Origin of the sequence: Faecalibacillus sp., from assembly GCF_047023275.1 — a bacterium.
In the GTDB taxonomy this organism is placed as follows: Bacteria; Bacillota_I; Bacilli_A; order Erysipelotrichales; family Coprobacillaceae; genus Faecalibacillus.
In genome coordinates, this window is sequence record NZ_JBKYAR010000011.1 from 1 (window position 1) to 12,453 (window position 12,453).

General features: G+C 28.7%; 13 protein-coding genes. 1 reads left to right on the forward strand and 12 read right to left on the reverse strand.

The window, feature by feature from the left end:
* Positions 1 to 101: 101 nt before the first annotated feature.
* From ACLVEP_RS05025 to ACLVEP_RS05060, 8 genes are all read right to left on the reverse strand, one after another.
* Entirely contained in the window at positions 102 to 659 is a 558-nt protein-coding gene (locus ACLVEP_RS05025) for a DUF308 domain-containing protein (RefSeq protein ID WP_412583268.1), read from the reverse strand.
* An 84-nt stretch (positions 660 to 743) separates the two neighbouring features.
* Complete coding sequence (locus tag ACLVEP_RS05030; RefSeq protein ID WP_117865628.1) at positions 744 to 1,280, reverse strand: TetR/AcrR family transcriptional regulator C-terminal domain-containing protein; 537 nt, start codon at positions 1,278 to 1,280, stop codon at positions 744 to 746.
* A gap of 62 nt (positions 1,281 to 1,342) precedes the next feature.
* Complete coding sequence (locus tag ACLVEP_RS05035) at positions 1,343 to 1,789, reverse strand: S-ribosylhomocysteine lyase (RefSeq protein WP_412583270.1); 447 nt, start codon at positions 1,787 to 1,789, stop codon at positions 1,343 to 1,345.
* 113 nt (positions 1,790 to 1,902) lie between these two features.
* A complete protein-coding gene (locus ACLVEP_RS05040) occupies positions 1,903 to 2,661 on the reverse strand; it encodes an ABC transporter ATP-binding protein (RefSeq protein WP_412583272.1) in 759 nt (252 codons plus the stop codon).
* Positions 2,651 to 3,628 (reverse strand): FecCD family ABC transporter permease, encoded by a 978-nt coding sequence (locus ACLVEP_RS05045; protein ID WP_412583274.1) that lies wholly within the window; start codon positions 3,626 to 3,628, stop codon positions 2,651 to 2,653. The genes ACLVEP_RS05040 and ACLVEP_RS05045 overlap by 11 nt, the downstream gene beginning before the upstream one ends.
* On the reverse strand, positions 3,615 to 4,505 hold the full coding sequence (isdE, locus tag ACLVEP_RS05050; RefSeq protein WP_412583276.1) for a heme ABC transporter substrate-binding protein IsdE: 891 nt from the start codon (positions 4,503 to 4,505) through the stop codon (positions 3,615 to 3,617). The genes ACLVEP_RS05045 and isdE overlap by 14 nt, the downstream gene beginning before the upstream one ends.
* Entirely contained in the window at positions 4,483 to 5,355 is an 873-nt protein-coding gene (locus ACLVEP_RS05055; RefSeq protein WP_412583278.1) for a heme-binding Shp domain-containing protein, read from the reverse strand. The genes isdE and ACLVEP_RS05055 overlap by 23 nt, the downstream gene beginning before the upstream one ends.
* A gap of 28 nt (positions 5,356 to 5,383) precedes the next feature.
* The gene (locus ACLVEP_RS05060; protein ID WP_412583280.1) at positions 5,384 to 6,949 is read right to left on the reverse strand and encodes an NEAT domain-containing protein; all 1,566 of its coding nucleotides are present in this window, start codon (positions 6,947 to 6,949) and stop codon (positions 5,384 to 5,386) included.
* 385 nt (positions 6,950 to 7,334) lie between these two features.
* On the opposite strand from ACLVEP_RS05060, the gene ACLVEP_RS05065 reads away from it, so the two are divergent.
* Complete coding sequence (locus ACLVEP_RS05065) at positions 7,335 to 8,258, forward strand: Rpn family recombination-promoting nuclease/putative transposase (RefSeq protein ID WP_412582814.1); 924 nt, start codon at positions 7,335 to 7,337, stop codon at positions 8,256 to 8,258.
* A gap of 124 nt (positions 8,259 to 8,382) precedes the next feature.
* Here ACLVEP_RS05065 and ACLVEP_RS05070 read toward each other — a convergent pair whose 3' ends face one another.
* From ACLVEP_RS05070 to ACLVEP_RS05085, 4 genes are all read right to left on the reverse strand, one after another.
* Positions 8,383 to 9,339 (reverse strand): ribose-phosphate diphosphokinase, encoded by a 957-nt coding sequence (locus ACLVEP_RS05070; RefSeq protein WP_117347719.1) that lies wholly within the window; start codon positions 9,337 to 9,339, stop codon positions 8,383 to 8,385.
* A 14-nt stretch (positions 9,340 to 9,353) separates the two neighbouring features.
* Positions 9,354 to 10,733: a bifunctional UDP-N-acetylglucosamine diphosphorylase/glucosamine-1-phosphate N-acetyltransferase GlmU gene (gene glmU / locus ACLVEP_RS05075; RefSeq protein WP_318000085.1), complete on the reverse strand. Its 1,380-nt coding sequence runs from the start codon at positions 10,731 to 10,733 to the stop codon at positions 9,354 to 9,356.
* 108 nt (positions 10,734 to 10,841) lie between these two features.
* Positions 10,842 to 11,699, reverse strand: coding sequence for a 4-(cytidine 5'-diphospho)-2-C-methyl-D-erythritol kinase (ispE, locus tag ACLVEP_RS05080; RefSeq protein ID WP_318000086.1), 858 nt, complete (start codon positions 11,697 to 11,699; stop codon positions 10,842 to 10,844).
* A gap of 6 nt (positions 11,700 to 11,705) precedes the next feature.
* Entirely contained in the window at positions 11,706 to 12,443 is a 738-nt protein-coding gene (locus ACLVEP_RS05085) for a sporulation peptidase YabG (RefSeq protein ID WP_318000087.1), read from the reverse strand.
* Between the last annotated feature and the right edge of the window lie 10 nt (positions 12,444 to 12,453).

A 12,453-nucleotide genomic window follows, 5' to 3' on the forward strand; every position in this document is an offset into this window, starting at 1 on the left:
GCACTTTACGGCACTCTATGAACTAAGACAAAAGCTACGCTGTAATAACAATAGATGAGTGCTAAAATATTTTAATTATTAAAAAAAGCAGATTTCTCTGCTTATTGAATATAAGTTCTATATTGTTTAATAATTCTTGTTAATCTAAAGGCAATAAAGAGATTAGATATTCCATTAATTAAAAATAATATGCCAATGACAAATGAAGATGAAATCACTGTACTTGGTGCTAAAAAGAACATCGCAAGACCTGTAAATATTAAAATTGTAACAACAATATAATCAAAAGTTAAAGAATAACTGATCACTGATTTAATAAACGTATACGCTTCAAAACAATATAAAGCACTAATAATAATATATAAACTAAAAATATAAGAGAAGAAAGTTGTCATAAGTGGTATATGTGTTAACACAAAGATTCCTAACAAACATTTTAGAAAACCACTTAATAATGTATTCTTCATAAAATAAATATCTAACCATCCATTAAAATAATAAATAAAATCAAGAATACCTGTTGCTGTTATAATTACTCCTGCAATAATCGTAATCATTTGAAATGATTCTTGAGGATTGATCAAGAATAAAATACCAATAATAATTGCACTTAAAGCGTTGATCCAAATACTCATTTTTACTTTATTTAATGTTTTCATATGTATCACTTCCTACTTATAATATAGTCCTCTTTTATTGATTATAAAATGGACAAAATAAGTAAAATAACCAAAAAAACAGACTTATAATAAAGTCTGTGAGGAACTATCTATTAAATGATAGATTTTTTCTACAAATAATTTTAAATCATAATCTCCTTGGCATTCTAACCAATCAATTAAAATACCAATCATTAAGCATTTATAAAAATGTGTTAATGTTTCCTTTTCATCTTCACTTCTTGATACATAATGTGAAGATTGTTTCATAAACATTTTAACAATATGTAAAGCGACATGATTCATATATGTAATAAATTCATCTTTTTGAGATGATGAATAAAGATGTTGGAAAGCTTTTTTATGTTTTATAAATTCTTCTACCAAAGGAGAAAGACACGTCATTGGTGAACCAAATTCATAATTGTTTTGAATGATTTCATCTGCCCATAATTTTACTGTATATTCAGCAAGATTTGGGATATCTTGAAAATGATAATAAAAAGTGTTTCTATTTAATGCACAACGTTCAACAATGTTTTGAACTGTTATTTTATTAAAGGGTTTTTCTTCTAATAATTGCCAGAACGCATCAATAATTATTTCTTTTGTTTTCTTCATATCTTTACCTCATTTACCCCATTATAGCAAAAAAAAGGAAATTGTATATGAACAATTTCTTCTTAAAGTAAATGATATTTATGTTCCCATTTACTGTTTACAAAATAATCTGCTGCTTTTTTAGCTTCTTCTAAATCCATAAAAGTATAGTTTCCACATTCTTCTTCCTTCGCTCCTGGAATTTCTTGATTCCATGAAGCAATTTGTGTGTAAACGTCTTTTACAATTCCATTAATTATCTCTAAATCTAAATCTCTTACGATTAAATAAAAGCCTGTCATACAGCCCATTGGTCCAAAATAAATCACTTGATCTTTATATTTTCCATTTCTAAGTAATGTTGCTCCGATATGTTCAATCGTATGTACTGCTTCTGGTTTTAAAGCTGGCTCAACATTTGGTTGTGTCATACGAATATCATATGTAATCAAATCCCCATCAATTCTTGATACATAGACTCCTTTTGTAAGTTTACGATGATCAACACTAAAACTTGTAATTCTTTCCATTTTTTATTCCCCCAATTTTATTTTGTACCAATTTATTTATTTCATATAGAATTAGTATGATATAAGAATATACCATTCCCTTATGACTGTCAAGAAAAAAAGGGCTCATGCCCTTAGACTGTAAGTACATATGGTTGATCATTGATGATTGTTGTTTGTAAATCTATCCCATATATCTTTTTAATAACTTCTTGATTCATAATATCTTTTGCTTTTCCTTCAACAATAATCTGACCTTGTTTCATACCAATGATATGATCTGAATATTGAATAGCTTGATTGATATCATGTAAAACCATAATGATTGTTATTTTATATTTTTGATTGATTTCTTTGAGTAATCTTAGTAATTCTAATTGATATCTAATATCTAAATAGGTTGTTGGTTCATCTAATAAAAGATAAGGTGTTTTTTGTGCTAAAGCCATAGCTATCCAAACACGTTGTTGTTGTCCTCCAGATAAACTTTTTAATGTTCTATTTTGATATTCTTTTAAATGAGTTACCTCTAAAGCCCAATCAATGATTTCATAATCTTTAGCTGTTAACTTTTGTGAATAATGAAGATAAGGTAATCTTCCATAACCCACAATTGTTTTTACATCTTGATCTCCATAGATTTGATTTTTTTGATGAACAACAGCTACCTTTTTCGCAAAATCTTTTATTTTATAGTTCCAAATATTTTGTTCATCAATTTCTATATTCCCTTCTTGAGGTTTATAGATACGACTTAATAACATCAGTAGTGTTGATTTACCACTTCCATTTGAACCAATAATTGTTGTTATTTGATTTTCTTTAAATTCTATATTTAAATCTTTAATAAATGATTTTTGATTGTAACTAAAAGAGAGATTTTTAACTTTCATGCATTGAACTCCTTTTTAATAAAACAATAAATAATGGTCCTCCAATTAAAGCCATTAAAATAGCTGGAGCAATTTCATAAGGAGCAATAATGACTCTACCAATTGTATCTGCCATTAATAAAATGATAGCTCCTAATAAACCACAGGATGGTAATAAATAACTATGCTTATTACCTACAAATAAACGTGCAAGATGAGGAACAAGTAAACCTACAAAACTTAACACACCTGCAATCGCTACTGAAACACTACATAAAATAACTGCTAATAAAGAAATGATAAATCGATAAAGATTAACATTAATTCCTAATGATAATAATGTACGATCTTCTAATCCTAATAAATCACAGGCTTTTGTTAGAAATGATAAAATCACTAAAATTGGTAAAATATAAATGATCAATAATTGAACATCATTCCATGTATATAAAATAACACTTCCAGCAGCTGAAGAAATAGATGATGATATACTTTCGATAAAGGAAATCATTGCTGTTATCGTATAATGAATAGCAACACCAACAAGAATAATTCTTGTTGTTTTTAATCCTGATTTCCAAGATAAACTATAGATCAATATAAATGTTATTAATCCTCCTAAACATGTTAACAATGGTTTAACGGTATATAAATCAGGTAAAAAGATTCCTACTAATAAACTAACTAATTGTGCTCCTGCACTGATTCCAATAATACCTGGATCTGCTAAAGGATTCTTTAGTACTACTTGAAATAATAAACCTGCTAAAGCAAGTGCACATCCTACAAGCATAGTAACAATGACACGAGGAAAACGTATTTGATAGATACTTGCAACATCTTTGTTATATTCTACAAAGAGTCCTTTTAATAATTGAATAAATGAGACTTTGATTGTTCCTGTATTAATTGCTACAAAGAATAAAATACCTAATAAGATGACTAAAGATACTATAAAAAGTAAAGGATGCTTTTTAATTGTTTTCATATAAAATTCCTTCTAATGTTTCTAATCCTTTTTGATAATTAAAATTAGCACTCATTCCAAAATATTCATTATTTAAATCATATACTTTATTATTCTTAACAGCATCAAATTGTTGCCAAGTTTGATTATTAGAAAACTCTTGTTGAAAATACTCCATAACTTGTTTTGGCATGGCATGAGATGTTCTTAAAATAATATCAGGATTTTGTTTTAACATATCTTCTACACTGACATTAACAAAATCTTTTCCTTCTCCATCACCATAAATATTTGTTCCCCCTGCTAATCTTACTAAATCTCCAACATAACTTGATTCAGTTGCTACAACATAACTTCCTCCTGGAAGTCCCATTAAGATTAAAACACGTGGACTCACATTATTTTGATATTTTTCTCTAAAAGAAACCATATAGTCAACATACTCATCAACAAGTTTTTTAGCTTGTTTTTCTTTATTAAATAATTTTCCTAATTCTTCAATACTTTTATACATTCCCGATAAGTTTTTAAGATTTAAAAAACTTGAACTGATTTTGATTTTTTCATATTTACTTGAAAGATCACTTTCTAATGAATTAGGACTTAAAATTAAATCAGGTTTTAATGTAGATATTTTTTCCATATCTGGTGTCATTGCATTACCAATCTTTGTTGACTTTTGGTATTTTTTAGGAACAGTATAACTATCACTTTGAGGAATTCCTACAACTTGTTTAGCTGGAATATTTAATTGATCTAAAATTTCTGTAACAGCAATAGAAGTAGCTGCAACTGTAATTTCTTGATCACTTGTTACTTCTTGATTTTGATTGACATATCCTGTTAATAAAGATATTAAACAGATAAATACCAAACTACTTTTTAATTTTTTTAACATAGAATATTCCTCCTAAAATAAATGCAATACATATTCCTACAATAAGTAATGTATTATCTTTTTTGGTTGTACTTTCCTTAGTTGTATGTTTTAAGTTTTTAACTGTTAGTTTTAATTTTTTATCGACTTTTCCTTTGGAATTTATTAAATGATTACTTAACCCCGTCGCATTTTCCATAAGTGATTCTTTTGTAATTGTTCCTACTGTTGCTTGTTGTATTTCAGTAGTTTCTGATGTTTGGGTTTCCTTAGTTGTTTCTTCTTGAGTTGTTTGATTTGTTGTTGGTTTTGATGTATTTGATTGTGTATTTTGACTTGTTGATGTTTCTGTATTTTGAGGAATCATTTGACTGTTATAAACTCCTGTTCCTGCTATTGCCGAGGAAATATTAGGTTTAATAAAAAACTGTACATCTCTACCCATTGGATTTACATACATAATAGGACTTATATAAAGTTCTAAAAAACTGACTTGTAATCTATAATGATTAACAGTATCCCCATTTGCACTACTACTTCCTGTTTTAGTCGCTGAAACTGAACTCATTGACCCACTTGATGTCATCACTTTAAATCGTACATTACTGACATTAGAAGCTAAACCTAAACCAACAGTGATATAATATTTTCCATTTGTTTGTTCAACCAATAATTTACTTTCTACAATATTGCCTACCATACTTTCACCTAAAGCAATATTTTCTCCTCCATCTTCTGTTTTACCCGTAAGAGGATTGGTATAACTTGTAGAACGACTAACGAGATATGCCCCATCATTTAAAGCACTGACTGGTGAAATAAACATGAATAACATCATCAAAATGATATTTATTTGTAATATTTTTTTCATAGTTCCTCCATAAAAATATGAGGCATTTTTATGCCTCATGTTTCTTTCTTAAAATAAATCCAATCATTGTTATAGAAATTATAAATAATGTCATGAATAACTGAATAGACGTTTGATCACCTGTTTTAACTGATTGGTTTTCATTTGTTTGATTATCTTTATTTGTATTTTCTTGTTGATTATCATTTTTAGTATTTGTTTCTAATTCTGTTTTATCTGAAACATAAGTTAATGTTGTATAATCAATTTTTAATCTTGCTGCTAAATCCATATTTCCCATCATGGCAACATGTGGATTCATCATTACATTAATATATTCATTTTCATGAGGTAATTCAAAGGCCCATAATGTTGGATTTCCTTGTGCATCTTTTTCAATAATTGTAGCACTATGATTTTTATAATCTTCTTGTTCACTTCCAATATAGAATTCTTGTAAACTTGCTTTGATACTTCCAAATGACATTTCTTTTGTTGAAAGATACATTGTTGCTTTACCATCTTTAACAATGATTTTTGCTTTTGAATTGATAGCAGAAGCTGCCATTGATTCTTTATCACTTGTAGCATTCCATAAAGCAACATCTACACTATATGTTCCATCTTTTGTAAAACGAGAAGTATTTTCTTCATCTTTTTTATCTTCATCATCTTTTGGTGTTTCTGGTGTAGGATCAACTTTTGTTAGACCATCTAATTTTAATTGTAATCTTGCAATAGCACCTCTTGGGCTTCCACCATAATAAAACTTAACATTTGTAAGTTCTTTATTTTCATCTAATTTGAATTGTACTTTTTTTGGATGTCCATCTTCTTCCTCAATAACAGTTGCTTCTTTATATGTTCCATCTTTTAATTGATATTCCATTTTATCAACAGAAGCACTCATACCATACATTGTCATTTCTTTTAATGTTAAAGTAACAACAACTTCATTGTTTTTAACAGTAATTTGTGCTGATTCTACAGCTTGTGCTGCCATTGATTGATCATCACTATTTTCTTTTAAAACATTAACAGGAACATCATATGTACCATCTTCTAAAACATATTCTTTTTGTAATTCTTTTGCATTATCTAAATCTAATGTTAATGTTACGTTTGTTGGATAATCTTTTCCTCCACCTAAAAAGGCATTCATAAAATCTACAGTAATTGGTAAAACTGTTGAATTATTTTCATCTAATTGAGATAATTCAAAAGAAATTTTTTCTGGAACTTCTACTTCTAATGTTTGTCCACCCATTCCTTGTGTAAACTTTTCAACTTTTGTTGAAAGAGTTGTTCCATTAGCAATTGTTAAAACATTAGCATAATAGTCTGCTCCCATATTAATAATCATATTTTGTAATGTAGCAACTGCTTGCATTTTTCCATCTTGATCAACAGTTACTTCTATTGAATCACCAAATGCACCAGCAAAGGCTTTTTGTACTGCTGGAAGTGGTGCAGCACTTTTTAAACTTTTAACAGGAATTTGATATGTTCCTGATTTTGATAAATCAATATTGAATGCATTAACTGCTTTTAATGATGTAAGCTGTAACCCTAAAACCATCATTAAAGCAAGTGTTATCTTTAATAATTTTTTCATTTTACCCTCCTATAAGTTAGTCTTAGCTAACCAAAGAAAGTTTAACATTATTACTTTATTTTTCAATGTCTATTTTTGTTTCATCTCTGTAACAAAATTATCATTTTACACCTTATTTTCTTTATTTATCATTATTTTAAAGTGTTTTACACGTGAAACAAAAAAGTTTTCCCAAAAAATACTTCTATGTTATTAAGAAATATTTTTTATTGGACAATCTGTCCAATGAATAAAGCTAAAAGAGAGTATATAATAATAGAAAAGAAGAACCTTTGAGACAAATATGAAACAAACTTGAGACAAAAAATAATAGGACATATGATACACTTATCTTGTAACAAATCTAGATGACGTTACCTCAAAAAAAGAAAGTAGGTCATATAAATTGATAACAGTAAATAACTTAACACCAGATAGTGCCTGTCGTACCTTCTTCAATAATGATATCTATTTTTCTGCTTTTTGTAATGCTGTTTTGTTTAATGGAAGACAATTGATAAGTGCTCAAAATTTAATACATTATGAAAATGACAGTGCTGTAATAATCAACGATACAAAGAAAGTAGAAGATAAAAAAAGAAGAAGAGATATCATCGTTAGAGGGGATATTCATGGTATCTATTGTCTCTTTGGTATCGAACATCAAAGTACGATTGATCAAGAAATGGTGATTAGATGTGGCAATTATGAAATGATGGAGTATTTAAAACAGATAAAAAAAGGTGAAAAGGTTATACCCCAAGTCATGATTGTTTTTTATACAGGAGATAGAAAATGGAATGCTCTCTTAAGATTAAGTGATTACTTTGAAATACCAGAAGAGTTAAAAGAATATGTTAATGATTGGAAAATCAAAGTTGTAGATGTCAAAGAAATAAATACAAGTAAAATCAAAGATGAACAGACAAGATATTTTATAGAAGCAATACAGGCGATGTATAAAGGAAACTTTGAAGGATTGCATCGAAAAATAAAGATGAATAGAGATAACTTGATTTATGCAGCTATTATTACAAGAAGTTTAGATTTAATTAAAGACTTACCAGAAGGAGATGAAATAGATATGTGTGAAGGAATGGAAAGAATGGCAGAAGGATTTAGAAATGAAGGTAGAAAAGAAGGACTTATGGAAGGTGAAAAACGAGAAAAGAAAATGACACTATTATCACAATTAAAAGTAAAATTAGGAAATGTATCAAATCAATTAGAACAAGCAATACAAAATAGTTCGATGGAAAAACTCAATACTTTAACACTTGCTATTTTTGATATAACAAGTGAAGAAGATGTTTTAAAGATTATTAATTAATAAGTAATAATAAAGAGAATGCAAAATATATTTTTAGAAGTTTAACTTTTGTTGTTAAGCTTCTTTTTATTAGAAAAGTTGAATCGCACAAAAAAAGCCTTCCATCAAGGAAGACTTTTTTATATTATTTTTCGAAATCAAATTCTTGGAAAACTTCACTTACAGGTAAATTGTTTTCGATGTTTTCAATTGTTTTAGCAAGTAATGAAGCTACTGAAACAACTTTTAATTTATCGAATTTCTTTTCTTCAGGTAAGATAATTGTATCAGTTACAACTACTTCTTTAGCTGAACAGTTTTTCAATCTTTCAACAGCTGGTCCTGAGAATACTGGGTGTGTACATGCAACAAATACATTTTTAGCACCTTTTTCAAGTAACATATCAATACCTGCTACAATAGTTCCACCTGTATCAATCATATCATCAATCATGATACAGTTTTTACCTTCAACATCACCTAATACACCCATGATTTCAGCAACGTTAGGTTTTGGTCTTCTTTTATCAATGATAGCTACTGGACAATCTAAAGCAACTGCCATTTTACGAGCACGAGTAGCTCCACCATGATCTGGTGAAACAACACAGATATCATCTAAATTTTTATTTTTGAAATAATTACAGATTAATGGTAATGCTTGCATATCATCAACTGGAATGTTGAAGAATCCTTGGATTTGTGCAGCATGTAAATCAATTGTTACAACACGATTAACACCAGCAGTTGTTAATAAATCAGCAACTAATTTAGATGTAATTGGTTGTCTAGGTTTTGCTTTTCTATCTTGTCTAGCATATCCAAAGTATGGCATGATAGCTGTAATTTCTCCAGCTGATGCTCTTTTTAAGGCATCTGCTAAAACTAAGATTTCCATTAAGTTTTCAGTAACAGGATTAGATGTTGATTGGACAATGAAAACATCTTTTCCACGAACTGATTCATCAATTTCAACTAAGATTTCTCCATCAGCGAAATGGTGAACTTTTGATTTTCCCATTTCACAACCTAAATTATCACAAATGTCTTGTGCTAATTCTACTGATGATGATAAAGCAAATACTGTAATTTTGTTTTTCATTTTTTCTTTTACCCCTATTTTCCTATTTTATTTCTTTTTTCTTCTAATACTTTACTATAACCTTCTTTGTTCACTTGTCTACTTCTTGCAATTGCAAAAGCATCTTCATGAACTTCATCTGTAATTGTTGATCCAGCAGCAATAAATGCATTTTTACCAACAGTTACAGGTGCAACTAAATTAGAATTGCAGCCAACGAAAACGTTGTCTTCAATTACTGTTTGGAATTTATTTTTTCCATCATAGTTGCTAGTAATAGTACCGCAGCCAATATTTACGTTTTCACCAACTGTCGCATCTCCAATATAGCTTAAGTGCGCAGCTTTACTTCCTTTACCAAAAGTTGCTTTTTTCATTTCCACAAAGTTACCCATGTGGACATTTTCTAAGATATGACAATGATTTCTAAGTCTTGCATATGGCCCGATATCAACACCATTTTCAATAATTGAATCAGCAATAACAGAGAATTTAATTTCTACGTTATCTTTGATTTCTACATTATCAAATTCACAATAAGGTCCAATATGACATCCATTACCAATCACTGTTTTTCCTTTAATAATACATCCAGGTTCAATTGTTGTATCATGACCAATCACTACATCTCTACCAATATAAGTATTTGTCATATCTACAATATTTACACCATCTAATAAATGTTTTTTATTAATACGATATTGTAATTGTTTTGTTGCTTCTTGTAATTCAAACTTATCATTAATTCCACCAACTTCTGATAAGTCATCAATTTTATAACCACCAACATTTAAATTTTGATGATTCATAATTTCAATTACATCTGTAATATAGTATTCATTTTGAGCATTGTTATTTGTTACAGATTCTAATGCTTTAAATAAAGATGCATTATCAAAGCAATATTCTCCAACATTCATTTCAGAAATATTTCTTTGTTCATCTGTACAATCCTTATACTCAACAATACCTTTTACTTGATCGTTTTCTCTAATAATACGACCAAATTTTTTATTCAAGTCACAATCACATGTCATGACTGTTCCTTTCATTTGATGTTCATTATGATATTGAATTAACCCTTGTAATGTTTCTTTAGTAATTAATGGTGCATCACCATTTAAAACAATAGTTGTTCCTTCTTTATCACCTAAAACATCTTTTGCTTGCATCAATGCATGTCCAGTTCCTAATTGTTCTTTTTGCATTACAAACTCAACACCATCAACAAGTTTCATGACTTCTTCAGCTTTATGTCCAACAATAACATAAATACCATCAACACCTAAACCTTTTAATTCATCAACGATATGACAAACCATAGGTTTATATAAAACTTCATGTACTACTTTAGGCTTGTCGGATTTCATTCTTGTACCTTTACCGGCAGCCATAACTACTGCGTAAGTTTTCATTGTCACACCCCTCTACGACGACATTCTAACAAAATATAAGTCATAATTAAAGATGAATAAGACAATTTATTACAAATTCCTGCATCTTTTCAAAAAAAGAAAATCTTATCACAGATTTTCTTCTTTATTTAAAATTTTTGATTTTCTAACAAAAAAATAACGTTTTCTAAAGAATTCATATCCTTTATTCATAATTTCTTGATTTCTAGTAATACCAAAGACACATGAACCACTTCCTGACATTAAAGCTCCATCAAAACCTAACTTCATCATTTCTTTTTTGATTTCTTTAATTTGTGGTACCATTTTAATAGAAGGAAGTTCTAGTGTATTCTGTAAATTATCAATGACTGCTTGATAATCATTCATTTCTATTCCTTTTTTCATTTTTCTACAATCTTGGTGTTTTACCTTAGATAAATCTAATGATGTAAAAGCCTTTTGTGTTGAAACACCCTTTTTAGGTTTTACAAGTAATAAATAAGCTTCAAATGGTTCATCAATAAATTGTAGCTTTTCTCCAACACCTTCAACAAAGGCTGTTTTTTCATAAATACAAAATGGAATATCTGCTCCTACTTCTTTACCAAGAGCAGCCATTTCTTCATAAGATAAATTTAAATGAAATAATTTATTCATGGCTTTAATAACTGCTGCACCATCAGCACTTCCACCTGCCAATCCTGCTTGTGTTGGAATATGTTTATAGACAAAGATTTTAACTCCTTTTTTTAATCCATATCTTTCTTGCATTAACTTTGCAACTTTATACATAATATTTCTTTGATCGGTAGGAACGATTTTACTATTCGATTCTATTTCGATACCTTCAGGTATCACATTAATATAAATGAGATCATGTAAAGTAATTGGCGCCATGATCATTTCTAAATCATGATACCCATCTTCTCTTTTTCTTACTACATCTAACGCTAAATTTACTTTTGCATATGCTCTTACTTTCATTTTTCATTACCTCGGATACAAATTTCTGGCAACCCCTCTTGTATCAATTCCACCAACACCTAGTTGTTTAAAAGAGGTTTTTTCTATAACTTTTTCTAAATCGACATACTCTTTAATATTTGTACTTGCAATTTGAGTTGTAATAATAACAGGATCTAATGCATGAATATTTTTTCTTGAAGGACTTGATGCAAAGTTAGCACCACTCGCTACTAAAAGTTCATAGTATGATTGACAAGCTCCTGCAAAGATAACTAATGCATCTTTATCTGGTTGATACTCTCTAGCCTTTTTAATAGCTTCTACAAAATCTAAACTGTGTAAATAATCTTGACTATTTCTTTTATGTCCATTCTTTTTCAAGGCATCATGTCCTGTAATGACTAAAAGATGTGGATTATGTTTTTTTAATAGATTGGTTATTTTACTAGCAAACTCTTCTTCTTTAAAATAATAACCATATGCTCTAATACCATACTCTTGATATTTTTTCATACACATCTTTAAATAAGATGGATCACCATCTAAATGTAAAACACTTCCCTTTAAACATTTTTCTTGTGGTAAAACAACATCTTCTATCACTCTTTTTTCTTGAACAAGTTCTAAATCATCTATTTCACTATCTGCAATAAGACGATACTCTATTCCTCTTAAATAACAAATATTTTCTTGTATATCTATCACTTCAAAAATAATATCTTGATGATATTTTTTTCTACTTACAATATCACCTATTTTCATTTTATCACCA